We start from the raw sequence: 16,980 nt of genomic DNA on the forward strand, positions 1-16,980 counted from the left end.
GGTGCGCGTAAGCAGCTGCCAAGATTGACGAGCTGGAGCGTTTCTGGGAAGAGCAGTTATTTGAAATGGTACAGTCTGGTAAGGTTGTGACTTTCGAAGGAGCTGTTACCGATATCGATGGCAGTATCCGTAATACAACCATCACTCGTGTGGGTACCTTCAACTTGCTTGCCGATGGCAAATACGTTGTTTACAACTCGGACCTTGGTCTGATTCAACAGCTATCGCAGCAGCCATCCGGTTACCAAGTCAAAACCGTGTCTAAGTTCCAGGGTACCACTTCTGGTATCGCTCCTCTTTACATAGATCCTATTAAGGGTGTGTTGTTGAGCATCTTCACCCAGAAGCCGACTATTGAAGACCGTATCGAAGCGGGTGGAACCATAGGTTACATCATTATTGGCCTGCTTATTATCGGTGCCATCATCTCTATCGAGCGTTTAGTCACGCTTACTCTTGTCGGTGCTAAAGTTAAGGCCCAACGCAAAAATCTGGATAACCCAGGTGACAATGCCTTAGGTCGTATTCTTAAGACTTACCAGGATAACAAAGATGTCGATGTTGAAACGCTGGAACTTAAGCTTGATGAAGCCATTCTGAAAGAGACGCCGGCACTAGAAGCGCGTATCTCGATCATTAAGGTACTCGCTGCAATCGCACCTATGATGGGCCTACTCGGTACAGTAACCGGTATGATTGCCACCTTCCAAAGCATTCAGTTGTTCGGCACCAGCGATCCTAAGCTTATGGCTGGCGGTATTTCGATGGCATTGATGACGACAGTACAGGGTCTGGTCGCTGCTCTACCTCTGATGCTTATGCACGCAATTGTTATTGCTCGCAGTAAGTCTATTGTACAGGTACTTGAAGAACAGAGTGCAGGTATGGTTGCGTCTCACGCTGAGAAGAGGAACGCCTAATGTTATTCCTGATGGATATCTGGGATTCCGTCAGGGGCTTTATGGCCGCCGGAGGCGATGTTCTCTGGCTGGTTGCGGCAGTGTTGTTTGTCATGTGGGTATTGATGCTTGAACGTTACTGGTATCTAAATTGGATATCACCAAACGAACATAAGGCAATCATAACCTCATGGGATGCTCGAGAGGATTCTACCTCTTGGTATGCACACCGCATCCGTGAAGCCTGGATTTCCCAAGCGAAACAAAATTTGAATGCACGTATGCTGTTTATTAAAACCTTAGTCGCCATCTGCCCTATGATAGGTCTGTTAGGCACAGTAACAGGTATGATTTCGGTATTCGATGTGATGGCAGTTCATGGGACGAGTAATGCTCGTATGATGGCAGCTGGTATTTCAATGGCGACCATGCCGACAATGGCGGGAATGGTCGCGGCGTTATCGGGAGTATTCTTCAGTACTCGTCTGGACGCTAAGATGAAAATCAGTTTAGAAAAGCTAAAAGACAGCATGCGTCACCACTAGAGAGAGATTGAACATGGCACGTAGAAAGCATTCCAGCGTGGAAGAGGAAGCTCAAATTGATATGACACCGATGCTAGACATCGTGTTTATCATGCTGATCTTCTTCATTGTAACAACTTCGTTTGTTAAACCTTCAGGCCTTGACTACAACAAGCCAGAAGCCTCTACAGCGACTAAGAAGCCTTCTGCTAACATCTTCATCGGTGTGAGCAAGACAGGAACGATAATGATGGAGAACCGTCTGGTCGATATTGAGCGTGTCACTGCAAACGTAGAACGTATGCTTGCAGAGGCGCCAGAAGCGGCCGTGCTAATCCAAGCCGATAAAGATGCCAAGCATGGCCTAGTTATCAAGGTAATGGATAGTGTCAAGAAGGCGGGCGTAGATAAGATATCTGTATCGGCGGGGAACGACTAATATGCTTAGAGGAATAGTATCATTACTGCTTGGTGGTGCTGTGACTTATGCCTTATTTGTCTTCATGGCATTTTTGATAGGTGGCGGTCCAACCCGCCACGATGCTTCAACAGAATCACCTATCATCGAAATAACCATGAGCAAAGAGGATGCATCAGCACAGAAGAAGCCTAGGGTGAAACCTAAGCCACCAACGCCGCCTGAGCAGCCACCTAAGCCGGATACGACTCCGCCAGACACATCATCTGACATAGATACAAACATGTCATTTAACATGGGTGGTGTAGAAGCTGGTGGTGCAAACACAGGCTTTAAACTGGGTAACATGATGACGCGAGATGGTGACGCTACACCTATCGTTCGCATCCAGCCTCAGTATCCGATAGCCGCAGCACGTGATGGCAAAGAAGGTTGGGTACAACTCAGCTTTACTATTAACGCACTCGGCGGTGTTGAAGACGTTAAAATCATCAAGGCTGAACCTAAGCGTTTGTTTAACAAAGAAGCAAAGCGCGCACTTAAAAAATGGAAATATAAGCCGAAGATTGTTGACGGTAAGGCACTTAGGCAAACTGGTATGAAAGTTCAGTTGGACTTCACCTTAGAGAAAGGAGGCAGATAACGATGCGTAAACTTAGTTTAAGAACGACTAGTATAGCTGCCGCTTTATTACTTTCTTTCGGTGGTAGTTTAGCACTAGTTCCGGCAGCAGCAGCTGTCGAGAAGTGTCCTATCGAGAAACGTAAGTCTAAGGCCGTTGGCCAAAGTGCTGCGAAGAAAGTGCAAAAATCTTTCAAAGCATACACCGAAGGTAACGTTGACGAAGCGATTGCGATATTACTCGAGGCCAACGTTAAGAGTCGTTTCGATAAAGCGTATATTAATCGCATGTTGGGTAATTTTTACGCCGAGAAATCTCAGATGGATACGGCTATTAAGTATCTTAAGACTGCTGTCGATGCCAATATCTTGGGTGGAACGGATCATGCTGGAACGCTGAGACTTTATGCTGATCTCTTGATTCAAGAGAAGAAGTTTAAAGAATCGATCACTTATTACTACAAGTGGATGGAGTTTACCTGTAAAGAGGATGCTCAAATCTACCGTCGTATCGGTATTGGTTACTCAGAGCAGAAGAACTGGAACAAGGTTCTTGAGGTCGCTAACAAGGGGCTAGCACTGTCTAATAAGCCTGATAAAGGTTTGTATCAGATGAAGCTAACGGCTTACTTCAATCAGAAGAAGTATCCGCAAGCGGTAAAAGTGCTAGAGACCATGGTGCCACTTTTCCAGAGCGATAAACGTCTTTGGGTTCAGTTAGCTCAGTTTTATCTGATGACTGAAAAGTACACTAAATCGTTAGCCACTTATGATCTTGCTTATAAAAATGGTTTTCTTGAGACTGCGGGTAACATTACTCGTTTGGCTCAGCTACTTGCACAGAATGGTTCGCCATACCGTGCAGCCAAAATATATGAGAAGCACATGAAGTCGGGCACGATCAAAGAGGAAGAGAGAACTCTTAGGATTTTGGCTGGTTTCTATCACAACGCGAAAGAGTTGAAAGAAGCTGCTTCATATTATGGTAAGGCTGCAGATGCGGGTAACAATGGCAAATATTATCTAAGACAGGGTCGAATCCTGTCTTTGGATGGTAAATCTAAAGCTGCTGTTACTGCGTTGAAGAAGTCACTCGACGCAGGCATTGATAATCCAGGTGAGGCTCAATTTGAGCTAGCGCTTGCTTATCTAAACCTTAAGCAATATAAGTCTGCTTATTCGCGGGCTAAATTAGCGGCGAAGGATAAGAAGACGGCTCGTTCAGCGAAAAGTTACCTCTCTTACATCAAAGAGAAGGCACGTATTCATAACGTAGCACTGTAACTTTCACTCGATTAAATGAGTCTAAAAAGCCCCGAAAGGGGCTTTTTTTTATTGCATTTGCCTCAACTCAATATGTCGATTTTTTTTCCATCTCTAACTCATGAGTTAAATTTTCTACGTCTTTGAAAATTAATTCTATACTCAGATTGCGCGCCGGTGTGCACGTATAACCCGCGAGCTCATAATCGACGTGGCTGGTGTGTTTTTTTGCATATTCTACATTGAAGACCTTAATCTTCTCTTCAATTCTATGTAGCACAATCTGAGTGCCTGCTTCATCGATGTTGAATAAGCCTAAAGCAAAGCTGTTATTGTTGAGTCTTGCTACCAGGTCTGTCGTTCTTAAGATGGCTTCTTGTACCTGCTTCATAAAGAGTTCGAGCAGATGAGGTTGCTTAACGGTTTCATGTATGTGCGGGCACAGATATAATAGCGCCAGACTTTGGTGATCTCTGATATGGCGATGCCATTCGCGGTTAAATACCTCCATAAAGTAGGTTTGATTATAGACGCCAGTTTCTGGATCTCTGAAACCTGAGTTGCGAAATGAATAGAGCATTGACTGACTCCTTTCGGTCCTATAAAGAATAAGATTGAGATAGTTGTATCAATATAGCAGTACGTATAAAGTTGAACCTTGGTATTAAGTATAGAAAATAACAAGCAATTGCACCGAATATAGGGAAAGAAACAGATGAGAAGAGCTTTTTTAGCCGTATCAATAGGGTTACTACTGGGGATCACAGGCTGTTCAGACAATGATAATCCAGCGAGTAAGGATACAAGTTCAACAGTAATCGGCGTTTCTTCTGAGGTAGCACAAACCAGCCAAAATGAGCAGGTTTATCTGGCATTGGTGGACGATTTTTTTAAGGACTACCTTAAACTTGAGCCTATTTATGCCACATTTGTTGGAGTGAATGACTATAACGACCAGTTTGGCGGTGATCTGACCAATGAGTACCTAAAGACGCGTCACGATCTGAATACCAGTTATCAGGCAAGAGTTGAGAAGATAGACAGAAATGCCTTATCTACTGAGCTACAGCTAAGTTATGACATGTTTACTTATGATAGAAATGTCGCCCTGATAGACGAAATATACCCAGCTCGTTTCATGCCAATGAACCAGTTCCACAGCACAGTCATTAGCATGGTGCAACTGGGCAGTGGTGAAAGTGCTCAACCATTTAATACCGTCGAAGATTACCATAACTGGGCATCTCGTTTAACGGGCTTCATTGCCTGGACTAAGCTTGCACAAGAGCGTATGGATGAAGGCGTCAGAAGTAAGGTTGTGCTGCCTCGGGTGTTAGTCGAGCGTATCATCCCTCAGCTCAAGGCTCTGCTTGTGGATGATGCCAGCAAGAGCTTGTTTTATGCGCCAATAAATAATCTGCCCCAGAGCTTCTCCGATGCAGATAAGGCCGAGCTTACTGCCAGCTACACTAAGCTTATTAATCAAGATCTTATTCCGGCAATAGCCTCATTAACCGAGTATTTCGAGATTAAATATTTGCCAGTTGCGCGAGCGAGTGACGGTTGGTGGGGCTTACCTAACGGTAAAGTTTGGTATCAGCATCTGGCTAATTCCCACACGACTACCCTGATATCAGTGGATGAAATCCATCAGATAGGCTTGAGTGAAGTGGCCCGTATCCTGTCGGAGATGGACAAGGTACGTGAGCAGGTGAATTTCGAGGGAGATCTCAAGGCCTTCTTCGCTTCTCTGTCATCAGAACCTGAGTATTTCTTCACCGATCGCCAGGACCTTATTGATGGTTATATGACGCTTAAAGAGCGAATAAATGCTGAGCTAGCTAAGTATTTCAATATAATGCCCAAGGCCGATTATGTGGTCAAGCCAGTGGAAAGCTTCCGTGAGCAGTCAGCGGCTGGTGCATCATATGAATCTCCAGCCGTCGATGGCTCTCGCCCTGGTGTGTTCTATATCAACACATATAACTTAAAAGCACAGCCTAAGTGGGGAATGACGACCTTGTCTCTGCATGAGGCAGCCCCTGGACATCACTTCCAGATAGCCATAAAGCAAGAGTTAACCGGCGTGCCAGAGTTCCAACGTTTTGGTAATTACACCGCGTTCGAAGAGGGCTGGGCCCTGTATGCCGAATACTTAGGGGTTGAGATGGGGCTGTTCAAGGACCCTTATCAGTATTTTGGTAAGCTGTCTGATGAGATGCTGCGTGCTATGCGACTCGTGGTCGATACTGGCCTTCATGCTAAAGGCTGGACACGTGAGCAAGCGATTCAATACATGAAAGATAACTCGCCCATGGCTGAGTCAGACATCATCGCCGAAGTTGAGCGCTATATGGCAATACCTGGCCAGGCTTTATCCTATAAAGTGGGTCAGCTCAAAATATTGTCGCTTCGCGCCGAAGCGGAAGCTGCATTAGGCGATAAGTTCGACCTAAAAGCCTTCCATGATCAAATCTTAACCTCAGGTTCTCTGCCTATGGCGGTGATGGAGTTGAAGATCCATCATTGGATAGACACTCTGAAGTAATTTATTGCAACATTAGTTAAATACAGTTTCATCAACTAAAACCTTTTTAAACCCAGCTTTTATCAATATAGTACTGGCTGGGTTTATTTACTCCCTAGGGGATTAAATAGTGTGCTTCACCTTGTGAAGCCAAGCATTCAAGATGTTTGATTTGGATTAATTATTTTATTGTCACTTTCTATACCGTGTATAGATCTATTGGCAAGTTTTCAAAAATTAGGAGTTACATCATGGTACAAGCCACAGCAAGACATTTATTAGTTAGCAGCGAAGAGAAATGTGAAGCGCTTAAGCAGGAGATATTAGGCGGTGCAGATTTTGCTGATGTGGCAAAGGCTAACTCATCGTGTCCTTCGAGTGCTCAAGGTGGTGACCTTGGATCTTTCGGTCCAGGCATGATGGTTAAAGAGTTTGACGCAGTCGTTTTCCATGCGCCTCTGAATGAAGTTCAAGGCCCGGTTAAGACACAATTTGGATACCACCTGCTTGAAGTGACAAGCCGCGGATAATTAGTAAAGGTCATACTCTATGCTGGAACTTTATACGGATAGGTTAAGGCTTCGCAGTCTCAGAGCCGATGATTGGGATAATTTCTTGATGCTTCATCAAGATCCTATCATCAATAAATTTGTCAGGCGCCCGGTTGATGAGTCGGTTATTCTGGAAAAGTTTGAGCATAGACTAGCACCCTGGCAATATGAATCCGGTGACTGGTTGACTCTGGTCATAGAGGAGCTGGGAACCGATAAATTTATCGGCTATAGCGGATTATATTGTGCTAATCACGAGTTTGACCACGCCGAAGTGGGTTATATGTTAGCCAATGAAGGTCAAGGTAAGGGTTATGCGACAGAGGGTCTCAAGGCGGTCATTGACTGGGCTTGCTTAAGCTTTCAGGTGCACAAGTTTATCGGCCTGTGTGCGAAACAGAATATCGCATCGGCAAAAGTGTTAGAGAAAAATGGCTTCCAACTGGAGGGCGTGCTGAGAGACAACTATAAAATCGATGATAGCTGGATTGATGATTGTACTTATGGCCTATTGAGCCATGAAAGAGGCGAATAGGTTTTATCCTTGTCTATGCTCGGTGCTATAATCTCATAAGAATTTTGATTAAAGGTAATACGTGTGACAGCACAAATAGCAACCTTGGCCCTATTGCCAGGTGAAGAATACATAGAGTTATATAAGATTTTGAAAGTCCAGGCCATGATTGGCGGGGGCGGTGAAGCTAAATTCGTCATTAGTGAAGGCAAGGTAACCGTTGACGGTGAAGTTGAGACCCGTAAACGTAAAAAAGTCAGGGCTGGTGAAGTCGTTTGTTTCAATGGTGAGTCAGTACAGATAGTCACCGCACCTTAACGTGTGATGGACTAGCACTTAAGTGGAGTAAGAAATGCAATTTCCAGATGATGACAATGGCAAGATGCTCGCGGCGATGGCCGATGCGGGTATCGATCTGACCAAGCAACTCGATGTCGACTTCTTCCTTGTTTTTGATGACCAAAGAGATGCCGAGTATGCGTCTGAAGAGCTGGGGAAATCTGAGCTTGAAGGTGAGATGGAACTTCATCTCAATGATGATCTTGGCCAGTGGGAACTGATCGTTTGTATTCCCATGGTTCCTGAGTATCAAGCCATAGTCGATCAAGAAGTTGAGCTCAATACATTTGCTCAAGAGTTCGGCGGCGTGACCGATGGTTGGGGCGTGATGCAACATCAAGATGGCGACGATGAATTTGCCGATGACGAGCATGAATGCAGTGACGAGTGTAAGCACTAATCGATCTGCTGCGCATCTCGATTGATGCCACTGCGTGGCGTTTTATTGGGTTACATCGTTAAGCGATGAGATGACAGATTTTTTATATTAAGCCACCATTTGAGTGGCTTTTTTATGCCTATAATTCATGATGTAGCATCAAACTGTTTACCGTGCTCACACCTGAATTTAACAAGTTGAGTAATAGCCACAGAAGGAAAAGAGAATGGCAGAACAGATAAGTTTTGCCACTCCGGTCAATGATGCCGAACGTTGGGCATTTTCCTTGTTGGCGGATGAGTTACCCGATAATTATATTTTACTCACCAACGTAGAGATCCCGACTATCTGGGCAAGCCATGGAAGTCGATGCGCTGGTTATCGGTGAGTGGGGCGTGTTTGTCGTCGATGTCAAAGGCTATATAGGACGCTTAGATGCCGAGCTTCATGCCTTCCTTAGATGACTGGCAGGTGGATAACAGTCTGGCAGGCCGAATACAATCCTGGGAGGGTGGACGGCCCCCTGATTATTGAAAATAATATTCCGACTCAATTTGCCGATCAAGCGCAGTCGGAAAGCCATGAAAATCAGCTAAGGGAAGAGTTCAAGCGCCTACAAGCCCTTACCGCTTGTAGTGGTGTGCCAATTTATACTAAGGCTGCAGAAGGTGACGCCGAGAGAGATCTTTATGGTCTAGTCGCCAGCTTTATCTCCACTCTGGCACCTGTGTCATTGCAGGGAGACGGAGGATGGGAGGGGATTATTCAGGCACTGAATGCTTTCGATAAGCAATGGTTCGGTGAGAAGACCTTCGATACCGGTATGAAGGTATTAAACTTCGAATTTGACGCCCGGGAATGAATTATCTGCAAGCCTTCGATGTGGTAGATAGCTTAGTTTAAGCGTTCCTTGCACCATCGAACGTCGTAGAACAGAAGCTCAGCCTGAGATTCTCCTTTTTTTAAGCGAATCAAAACCACAGGTCATTCCGGTATGCTTGTGGCCGGAATCCAGTTCTTAGCTGGAAGGATCTAGGTAAGGCTGAAAAAGTTTCGAGCTCCTGGCTATGAGCTACGAGCTAGAGAGGGGTTAGTTACGATAGGGGGAAAATATCTCCAATAACCAATCGATAAAGGCTTGGGCTTTGAGTGACAGGTTACTGGATTTTGGGGTCAGCACATAGTAGATGTAAGGACTGGTGAAGCCTGTATCGAAGGGGATCACTAAACTTCCATCTGCCAGTTGTTCTTCGATAAAAAATCTTGGAATAAGCGCCACTCCCATGCCTCCTGCCGCTGCCTGACTGAGCATATAGAAATGTTCCATGCCAAACTTCTTATCTGTGGTCAGAGTCAGTCCAACCTGTTGTGACCAGTAGGGCCAAAGCTCTGGTCGGGTCGTGTGCTTAAGCAAGGTCATCTTGTTGATGTCTTTGACGGTTTTAAGTTGCTCGGCTAACAGAGGAGAGCATACCAAGCAGAGATCTTCATCCATTAGCTTGATAAAATTGGCATCTGTCGGCTCATGCTGAGCACTTCTGATGGCAATATCACAGCGGCTGTTATCAAAATCTACCGCAAAATCGCCGATGGAGAGATCCACATACAGATGAGGGTGGCGCTGCTTAAACTCCTCCATCCGGGGGATAAGCCAATTGATGGTAAGGCTAGGCAAGACGTTGATAGACAGTGTTTGAGCTCGCATCTGTTGTGACTTTATCTCATCTGTCGCATTATTTATTGTCTGCAGCGCCGACTGCACCTGGATCAGGTAACCTTGGGCATCATCGGTGAGTAATAATTTTCTATGTTGGCGAATGAATAAAGGCACGCCTAAAAATGACTCCAATCCCTTGATCTGTTTGCTGATGGCTCCATGAGTGACAAATAGTTCGTCGGCCGCTTTGCTAAAACTCAAGTGTCTCGCGGCAGATTCAAAAGCCAGGAGTGAATTGAGTGGTGGAAGAGGTGAATGCATCATGTCCCCATTGACTACTTGTGTGAGAATATCTCACTCTAAGTGGACGATAACTCCTTTGCGTATATCGTGCAAATATCGTCTAATAATGCCATTCTACGCGTGTAAACTATTCTGAGACTTATCTATGCCATTGGAACTATCCTATGAACTTATCGCACTCCTGTTTGGCGTGGCAATGCTGGCAGGCTTTATCGACGCGATTGCGGGAGGCGGTGGTTTAATCACGATTCCAGCGCTGATGTGGGCAGGTCTTCCGCCTACTGCTGCACTGGCGACCAACAAGCTGCAAGCCTGTGGTGGCAGTTTCTTTGCCAGCCTTTATTTTGTGCGTAAAGGCATGGTAAAACTCGGTGAGATGAAGTTGGCCATAGCTTGCGCCTTCGTCGGTGCTGCTATCGGCACCATAGCCGTACAGATGATTGATACCGCTTTCTTAGAGACACTGTTGCCCTTCTTAATTCTAGGCATAGGTGGCTACTTTCTGTTTTCAAAGAAGATCAGCGAAGAAGACAAACATCAAGTATTTACCCCTGTCATGTTTGGTTTCACCGCAGCATTCGGCATTGGGTTATATGATGGATTTTTTGGCCCAGGAACCGGCAGCTTCTTCGCATTAGCCTTCGTGTCGCTTGCAGGTTTTGGATTAGCGAAAGCCACAGCTCATGCGAAAGTTCTCAACTTCTCGACTAATATCGCCTCACTCATCTTCTTCGCCATCGGTGGCAAAGTACTTTGGATGATCGGCGGCGTCATGCTCGTTGGTCAGGCAATCGGAGCCACTCTAGGCTCGCGTATGGTCGTCACCAAGGGGACAAAAATTATCAAACCAATAGTCGTCACTATGTCTATCGCCATGAGTGTGAAGTTATTGTCGACTCAATATGATCTGTTTTCTTGGGTTTAAGAAAGCTGAAGTGGTCAAGTAAAACTGGACTCCAACTTGTACGTACTCCAGTATCGTCTCTCAGATTCATTTGGTTTCAGGTGGTTTTATCTGTCATTCCGGCAGATCTTTTGCGCCGGAATTCAGTGGGTTTTAGTGTTGGGATATGGATTTGAAGATCGTACCTCATTATGACTTATAGCCTGCGGCAGCTTCTGATGTGAATGGTCTTGTATGTTCCTGACATACATAAGACATTTGATATCAATTTTGAGAAGAGTTCATTGCACCCATATATTCGGCCTGTTTATGAGGTTAACCTCTGGCCCTGATGGATATTTGCCTCTACTTTCCTGAACATCTACACGGCTTCTTTAGAGCCCTTGCGGCTGTTAGGTTTTAAGTAGAGCAGTCTGACGGTCTCATCATCAAATCAAGTGTCATAGCAACTTGCTGGTATGTTTTACACTAACTCGTTTCGTCTTACTCTAGGACTAACTGCTACGCAAATGTCCTATATTCATCTTCCCTAGCGGCGATAGCCCAGGTTATTCTTGCAAGCTTGTTAGCCACTGCAACACAAGCCTTATTAAACCCCTTTCTTTCTGCCAAAGCGTATGCCCAGTGGCTCAACCTATCTTGTTTTCCTCCGCAGTGCTGCAAGACCGCTCTTGCTCCATGTATAAACAAAGTTCGTAAATAGGCATTGCCTCTTTTGCTTATCCCTAGCAGGTTATCTTTGCCGCCACTGCTATGTTGTCTTGGCACTAAGCCACACCAAGCTGAGAAGTGCCGGCCATTGGAGAAGTCTTTTCCTTCCCCTACCGCTGCATAAAAAGCTGTCGAAGTGACAGGACCAATACCTGGAGATGTCTCTATACGCAGGCAAACAGGGTTTGTATTTCTCTCTTCTACTATCTGCGTATCACAGCTCTTTAGGCGTTTCTCGATGTCGGTAAATTCTTCATGCAACTGATTGAATATGTATCGTCCTTTCACTGTCAGTTCATTGTTCTCATCAGATAAAATGTCAGGGAACGCTTTCCTAAAGGCCGCTTTGCTTTTTGCTATTACGATACCGTACTCTGCCAGCATGCCTCTAACCTGGTTGACTAAGGCTGTAGTCTGCTTGTTTAAGCGCTCCCTCATTCGGTGAAGCATCTGTACATCCTGCTGCTCGACAGGCTTTGGTTGTACGAAGCGCATATTTGGTCTTTGAGCAGCCTCTGCTATTGCAAGGGCATCGTTATAATCATTTTTATTAGCAGGCCTGTATGGAATGACGTATTGAGGGGCTATCAATTTGACTTCATGGCCTACCTTTTGAAACTCTCTAGCCCAGTAATTCGCTCCACCACAAGCCTCCATGACAACAAGGCTAGGCTCTACTTGTGCAAAAAAATGAATTAAGTCTTTACGCTTAATCATCTTCTTTTTGACAAGCTTTCCTGCTTTATTCACGCCAACAAAATGGAAAACAGACTTTGCGATATCTAAACCAATTGTAGTAATCTTCATGGTGGACCCGTCCTCTTTCTGGTGAGTTGTAGCAACTACATCGTGGTCCATTGCGAGGCCGATTAAAAGGGGATGGGTCCATTCCATTATCTACACTGAGGTTTTCACAAACAGCCTATCTCTTCAATTTAGGTTTATTGCTAGGCTTCGTAACTCACTTCTGCCACAAAACGAGTTAGTACAATTACTCAGTCATTTTTTGGCCATCATAATTTTCAATGAGAAATGTATTGAAAAATGCATCAAATAGAACGTAACTGCCGTGGCGCATTTTAAGCATCGTTTCTAGAATGGATTACTAGATCTCAGCAATATAGAGTCTACTAAGTTAAAGTACCAAAATCTTATGGGTGTCCACTTATCGTGATTGCATGATACGAATAAACTTGATAGTTTAATACGCATTAAATCACTGTCTTACAGCTTGATGAGCGCTCATGATGTTAGAATCGGTATGCGGTCAATGGCCTCATTTTCATGATGGGTGGCTTGATAAATCCTTTATAAATCCTTTATAAATCCTTTGATAAACCCCTTGATAAATTCAATTCTAAACGTAAAAAAGCCCAGAATATTCGGGGCTTTCATTAGCAAAAAATGGCTTACTCATACTGAATAAAGTTATGCCGTTGCGAGCTCAGCCTCTGCGGTTTTATTCGCATCTAAGCGCTTAATCACGACGCCATAGATAACCAAGGAGAGGGCAGAAACCGTCGCGATACCGGCAAAGAAGTACCAGATGTAATGTGCATGCGATGCCGCAGCCGCCCATTCGACATGGGTATCGAAGTTACGAGGGTTCGGGCAGTATGCCTCTAACAGGTATCCGGACAGACCGAAGCCTAATAGCGAACTGATAAAGGAGTGCAGATGAGAGAAACCTAGGTAGAGTCCCTCCTCACCCTTAGGTGCCTGCAGCGAGAAGTATTCGAGGAAGCGCGGCGAGATGAAACACTCGGCCAAGCCTTGGAACATGATACCTATGATCATCATAGCCGCAATAGGATGCATACCTAAGATGGTTTCGGTAGCCGCAAACATATTACCCGATGCCATGAGAAGCGCCGAGAAAGGCATGATAAGCATACCGATAGTCATCGAAGAGAGCGCACTACGTTTGCTCATCATTGCAGTCACGAGACTGACCGACAGAAATACCACTAGCGGATTGACATTGGCATACCAGGAAGGCGAAGAACCCTCACCCGCCATACGCAATACGTACTTAGGCATAGTCGCATACAGCTGATGCTGTACCATCCAGAAACCACTGATGATAACTGTCAGTGCGACTAATCGACCATTACTCAGTACTCTGGTTAGTGCAGAGCATATTTCAGCCAAAGACTTTCCTTTGCTGTTGGTCTCGGCATTTTTGAAGAAGATAAATATACTGAAAAATGCAATCAGCGTCATACTCGCCGCAAAATAGTTCAGGTTGATTAACCCCAGATCGCCCATGGATTCACGCAGAGGTTTAACCACTGTTTTACCCGAGAAAGCACCGATATTAACCATCATATAGAAGATAGAGAAGCCTTTAGCACGGTTAGCGGTAGTCGTACATTTAGCTACGGTAGCCGTGATCACTGCCTTGATAAACGACCCACCAATCATGATAACGATAAGGATCGGCACAATTGCCCAACGAATATCGGCCTCTTGCAGTCCGTGATAGACCGCCTCTTTACCATATTCAACCAGCCCTTGTCCCTCTAACAGAGTGGGGAAAAGCGCAAGTCCGGAGTAACCTAGGGTAAGCAGAGCGAAGGCCAGCAATAATGCCCGCCTGAAGCCTATTTTATCTGCGAGCGCGCCACTAAAGGTCGGCAGAAAATAGAGGCCCGCGGAGAAAGAACCGGCAAGCCATGCGGCCTCTATATCGCTAAATCCTAAGATTCGTGATAAATAAAGGGTGATGACAATGAACACGCCATAATAGGCGGCGCGCTCTAAAAGTTCGACACCATTAGCAATCCAAAATATTTTTGGAAAACCCTGCTGCGTCGATGAGGACGTATTGTTAGTCATTTTATTTTATTCCAGATCTGAAGTCGTTATCTGCATCAAGCCATTATCTAAGCCGGTGATGATGCAATGGTGATTATATCTGTGCTATCTCTATTCGGTTAAGGCCTGAGTTTCCGTCTGGCTGAAGTCTCGACTTCAATCGGTTTGAAACCCACATACATCGACTCGAGGCCGATGTGCCTCAAATATTTAACGCGGGATCCTATCACGATTTTGTTAATGACAAGACAGTTAATGCCCCATATTACGCGCTCCATAGGCCAAAATTATTAACAAGAAGTTATATCGACTAACAACACAGGCAGCTTAGAAGTGTTTGGACAAGCTAACGTGGCCCGGCCCTCTTCCTTAGCACAAGAATGGGTGCCTTGATTATATAGTGACCAGAATAGTAATAGACATTAATTACAAAATTAAAACGGCTTAATATATAGCTAACCAATAATAAACAGCCTTTGTGACCGAGTTCAATTAATATAAAATTAAATCAATGTTTTAGGTGCCACTGGTTACCATGTCGATCCTAAATCGTTATACTGCTAAAGGACTGTTGGCTGGAGGTTAAACATGTTTTTTTACGGATGAAAAAGTGGCTGGCTTGGTTGGGCTGTGTACTTTTCGTTTTTAGTGCAAATGGATTTGCTAGTGGTACGTTAACTGAATTAGAACGTTCAGTCAAAGCGGTTAGCCCAGCTGACGGTATCGTGTTATGGGATGAATTCACTCTAAAAAACAGCAATCTTGAAGCTGAGCAACAAGCGAAAGTGTACTATCTCTATGGTCAGCTTTATGAGAAAACCCGTCAACTCGATCTATCAATCGACAGTTATGATAAAGGCATTGAATTAGTTAGATTTCTACCGATTACTGATGTGCTTATCGATAGTCATTTAGAGCGTTCATTTGCAATCCAACGATCCCGCGGCATATTGTTTCGATAGAAAACAAGCCCTTGTTTATGCTCGCCAACATCACAATGCCAAATTACTTGCTAAGTCCTTAACTCAAAATGCTTTTTGCTTTAACGAACCTACGTCGATACATAAAGGGATTGCCTTGCTCGATGAAGCGATGGCCATTGTCGATAAAGACAACCTCAATGTAAATCGTAAAGCGATGATTTATAACGCAACAGGCAGTTTGTATCGCCAAGCTGGACTACATCGACGTGGTTATGACAGTTTTGAAAAAGCTTATCAAACATGGCAAAGCATTAATGACATTGAAGACATGTTTAATATGCAATACAACATGTTGAGTGAGGCCATTAGTCTAGGGGATTGGGATAAGGCAAGCCAAAGTGTTGAGGCTGAAAAAGCCGCTGATATGGCGCGAATATTTAAACAAGATGATAGCTTTGCTGCAAACCAAAAATCGATGTTGCTTCAGGCTGATGCCATTATTGCACTTGATGATCATGACCCAGTTAATGTGCTGAATAAGCTATTTCAAGTGATAGATATAGAAAGAGAGATGAATCAAAGTGTGATTGATAATGAGGTGATCAGTTCATCGCTTGATCATCATTCTGCATTGGCTGAGTTTGAAAATGAATTGCTGGGTAATCGTTTAGCCATTAATGAGTTGAGTTTTGCTTCAGCCGAAGATAAAGAGCGGATTAATGAGCTTAAGTTGAGTTTGTTTTTTGTTGTCATCACCGTGCTATTTTGCATTGTGTTATTTTTATTCTACTCACGTAGAACGTTTAAAGTGTGTGCGCAAACTGACTTTTTAACTGGGCTTGCTAATCGGGGATATACCTTCAAAAAAGGTCAAAAAATCATTGAAAAAGCAACAACCAGTGTCAGTGATTATGTTTGACATTGATAACTTTAAATCGATTAATGATCGTTATGGGCATCATATCGGTGATTTAGCGATAAAAGCCGCCTCAAAACGAACCAGAAGATGGCTGAAGAAGCATGATTTAGTGGGCCGGATCGGTGGTGAAGAATTTTTAATTGTGCTTGAAAATACCTCTAAAAAAGAGGCGTACAATATCGCGGACCGAATTCGACATGGCATCGAGACGCAAGTTTTTCAATTTGATGATGTGACTGTTGAATTTACCATTAGTTTGGGTGTCGCAGCGTTGAATGAACATACAACAAGCTTATTAGGACTGATGAAACAAGCAGATGATGCTTTGTATCGAGCTAAATTCTCAGGTAAGAATAAGGTCTGTTTAGCGGCTTAATGCATTCGAATTAAGCCTAGTTGACATGTTTTGGTTCAGTACGGCCATACTTACTGATGCCGCGTTCAACGAAGGGCAACTAAGACACCCAGGATTCTCAGATGAAGATCCCTTGACTAAGCTATGGCCTATGTAGACCACTCCTTACTAATAGGGCCTATCCTATCTGGGCTAAGATGGCTCAGGCACCGGAAACCTCAGACTTCACCAGCATTAAACTGCGTATCAAGACAGCGCTTAATCAAGACCCAGATATACCCATGTCAAAGTATTTTATTCAAGCATAACTAAACGGCATGTTTCGGTTTAATCCGATCGCTCATTCCGCGACAATC

The 16,980-nt window shown here is 44.4% G+C and carries 20 protein-coding genes and 1 pseudogene; 17 read left to right on the forward strand and 4 right to left on the reverse strand.

Annotation, left to right across the window (positions count from 1 at the left end):
* The 5 genes and pseudogenes from KT99_RS12230 to KT99_RS12250 form a co-directional block, all read left to right on the forward strand.
* A pseudogene (locus KT99_RS12230) lies at window positions 1-920 on the forward strand (MotA/TolQ/ExbB proton channel family protein); the annotation flags it as partial.
* Window positions 920-1,444 (forward strand): MotA/TolQ/ExbB proton channel family protein, encoded by a 525-nt coding sequence (locus KT99_RS12235; protein ID WP_005500491.1) that lies wholly within the window; start codon window positions 920-922, stop codon window positions 1,442-1,444. The pseudogene KT99_RS12230 and the gene KT99_RS12235, both read left to right, overlap by 1 nt.
* A 13-nt stretch (window positions 1,445-1,457) precedes the next feature.
* Complete coding sequence (locus KT99_RS12240) at window positions 1,458-1,862, forward strand: ExbD/TolR family protein (RefSeq protein WP_005500492.1); 405 nt, start codon at window positions 1,458-1,460, stop codon at window positions 1,860-1,862.
* Between the two features lies 1 nt (window position 1,863).
* A complete protein-coding gene (locus KT99_RS12245; RefSeq protein WP_005500493.1) occupies window positions 1,864-2,484 on the forward strand; it encodes an energy transducer TonB in 621 nt (206 codons plus the stop codon).
* A gap of 2 nt (window positions 2,485-2,486) precedes the next feature.
* On the forward strand, window positions 2,487-3,746 hold the full coding sequence (locus KT99_RS12250) for a tetratricopeptide repeat protein (protein WP_005500494.1): 1,260 nt from the start codon (window positions 2,487-2,489) through the stop codon (window positions 3,744-3,746).
* A gap of 67 nt (window positions 3,747-3,813) precedes the next feature.
* Here KT99_RS12250 and KT99_RS12255 read toward each other — a convergent pair whose 3' ends face one another.
* Window positions 3,814-4,305 carry a diguanylate cyclase domain-containing protein gene (locus KT99_RS12255; RefSeq protein WP_005500496.1) on the reverse strand — a complete coding sequence of 164 codons (492 nt, stop codon included), beginning with the start codon at window positions 4,303-4,305 and terminating at the stop codon, window positions 3,814-3,816.
* Window positions 4,306-4,440: 135 nt separating this feature from the next.
* On the opposite strand from KT99_RS12255, the gene KT99_RS12260 reads away from it, so the two are divergent.
* The 8 genes from KT99_RS12260 to KT99_RS22880 all read left to right on the forward strand — a co-directional run bounded on the left by KT99_RS12260 (window position 4,441) and on the right by KT99_RS22880 (window position 8,897).
* Window positions 4,441-6,273, forward strand: coding sequence for a DUF885 domain-containing protein (locus KT99_RS12260; protein WP_005500498.1), 1,833 nt, complete (start codon window positions 4,441-4,443; stop codon window positions 6,271-6,273).
* Between the two features lie 230 nt (window positions 6,274-6,503).
* Complete coding sequence (locus tag KT99_RS12265) at window positions 6,504-6,782, forward strand: peptidylprolyl isomerase (protein WP_005500500.1); 279 nt, start codon at window positions 6,504-6,506, stop codon at window positions 6,780-6,782.
* A 19-nt stretch (window positions 6,783-6,801) separates the two neighbouring features.
* On the forward strand, window positions 6,802-7,338 hold the full coding sequence (locus KT99_RS12270; RefSeq protein WP_005500502.1) for a GNAT family N-acetyltransferase: 537 nt from the start codon (window positions 6,802-6,804) through the stop codon (window positions 7,336-7,338).
* Between the two features lie 63 nt (window positions 7,339-7,401).
* On the forward strand, window positions 7,402-7,635 hold the full coding sequence (locus tag KT99_RS12275; protein ID WP_005500504.1) for an RNA-binding S4 domain-containing protein: 234 nt from the start codon (window positions 7,402-7,404) through the stop codon (window positions 7,633-7,635).
* 34 nt (window positions 7,636-7,669) lie between these two features.
* The gene (locus KT99_RS12280; protein ID WP_005500506.1) at window positions 7,670-8,056 is read left to right on the forward strand and encodes a ribonuclease E inhibitor RraB; all 387 of its coding nucleotides are present in this window, start codon (window positions 7,670-7,672) and stop codon (window positions 8,054-8,056) included.
* 205 nt (window positions 8,057-8,261) lie between these two features.
* Window positions 8,262-8,423 carry a hypothetical protein gene (locus KT99_RS22870; RefSeq protein WP_232504295.1) on the forward strand — a complete coding sequence of 54 codons (162 nt, stop codon included), beginning with the start codon at window positions 8,262-8,264 and terminating at the stop codon, window positions 8,421-8,423.
* Complete coding sequence (locus KT99_RS22875; RefSeq protein WP_005500509.1) at window positions 8,395-8,499, forward strand: nuclease-related domain-containing protein; 105 nt, start codon at window positions 8,395-8,397, stop codon at window positions 8,497-8,499. Before KT99_RS22870 ends, KT99_RS22875 begins: the two co-directional genes overlap by 29 nt.
* Window positions 8,496-8,897 carry a hypothetical protein gene (locus KT99_RS22880; RefSeq protein ID WP_005500510.1) on the forward strand — a complete coding sequence of 134 codons (402 nt, stop codon included), beginning with the start codon at window positions 8,496-8,498 and terminating at the stop codon, window positions 8,895-8,897. The genes KT99_RS22875 and KT99_RS22880 overlap by 4 nt, the downstream gene beginning before the upstream one ends.
* Window positions 8,898-9,125: 228 nt before the next feature.
* Here the strand turns inward: KT99_RS22880 and gcvA are convergent, their stop codons facing one another.
* Window positions 9,126-10,013: a transcriptional regulator GcvA gene (gene gcvA, locus KT99_RS12290; protein WP_040571943.1), complete on the reverse strand. Its 888-nt coding sequence runs from the start codon at window positions 10,011-10,013 to the stop codon at window positions 9,126-9,128.
* 127 nt (window positions 10,014-10,140) lie between these two features.
* On the opposite strand from gcvA, the gene KT99_RS12295 reads away from it, so the two are divergent.
* Entirely contained in the window at window positions 10,141-10,920 is a 780-nt protein-coding gene (locus KT99_RS12295; protein ID WP_005500513.1) for a TSUP family transporter, read from the forward strand.
* A gap of 480 nt (window positions 10,921-11,400) precedes the next feature.
* Here KT99_RS12295 and KT99_RS12300 read toward each other — a convergent pair whose 3' ends face one another.
* Window positions 11,401-12,417, reverse strand: a complete 1,017-nt coding sequence (locus tag KT99_RS12300) for an IS110 family transposase (RefSeq protein WP_040571952.1) — start codon at window positions 12,415-12,417, stop codon at window positions 11,401-11,403.
* A gap of 621 nt (window positions 12,418-13,038) precedes the next feature.
* Window positions 13,039-14,448 carry an MFS transporter gene (locus KT99_RS12305; RefSeq protein WP_005500517.1) on the reverse strand — a complete coding sequence of 470 codons (1,410 nt, stop codon included), beginning with the start codon at window positions 14,446-14,448 and terminating at the stop codon, window positions 13,039-13,041.
* 581 nt (window positions 14,449-15,029) lie between these two features.
* Between KT99_RS12305 and KT99_RS22885 the strand changes: the two genes are divergently transcribed.
* The 3 genes from KT99_RS22885 to KT99_RS22895 are packed head-to-tail and all read left to right on the forward strand — an operon-like array spanning window position 15,030 to window position 16,645.
* Window positions 15,030-15,389 (forward strand): tetratricopeptide repeat protein, encoded by a 360-nt coding sequence (locus KT99_RS22885; RefSeq protein ID WP_005500518.1) that lies wholly within the window; start codon window positions 15,030-15,032, stop codon window positions 15,387-15,389.
* Window positions 15,352-16,269: a hypothetical protein gene (locus tag KT99_RS22890; protein WP_005500519.1), complete on the forward strand. Its 918-nt coding sequence runs from the start codon at window positions 15,352-15,354 to the stop codon at window positions 16,267-16,269. The genes KT99_RS22885 and KT99_RS22890 overlap by 38 nt, the downstream gene beginning before the upstream one ends.
* Entirely contained in the window at window positions 16,232-16,645 is a 414-nt protein-coding gene (locus tag KT99_RS22895) for a GGDEF domain-containing protein (RefSeq protein WP_232504296.1), read from the forward strand. The genes KT99_RS22890 and KT99_RS22895 overlap by 38 nt, the downstream gene beginning before the upstream one ends.
* The last annotated feature ends 335 nt before the right edge of the window (window positions 16,646-16,980 follow it).

This window comes from Shewanella benthica KT99 (genome assembly GCF_000172075.1).
In the GTDB taxonomy this organism is placed as follows: Bacteria; Pseudomonadota; Gammaproteobacteria; order Enterobacterales; family Shewanellaceae; genus Shewanella; species Shewanella benthica_A.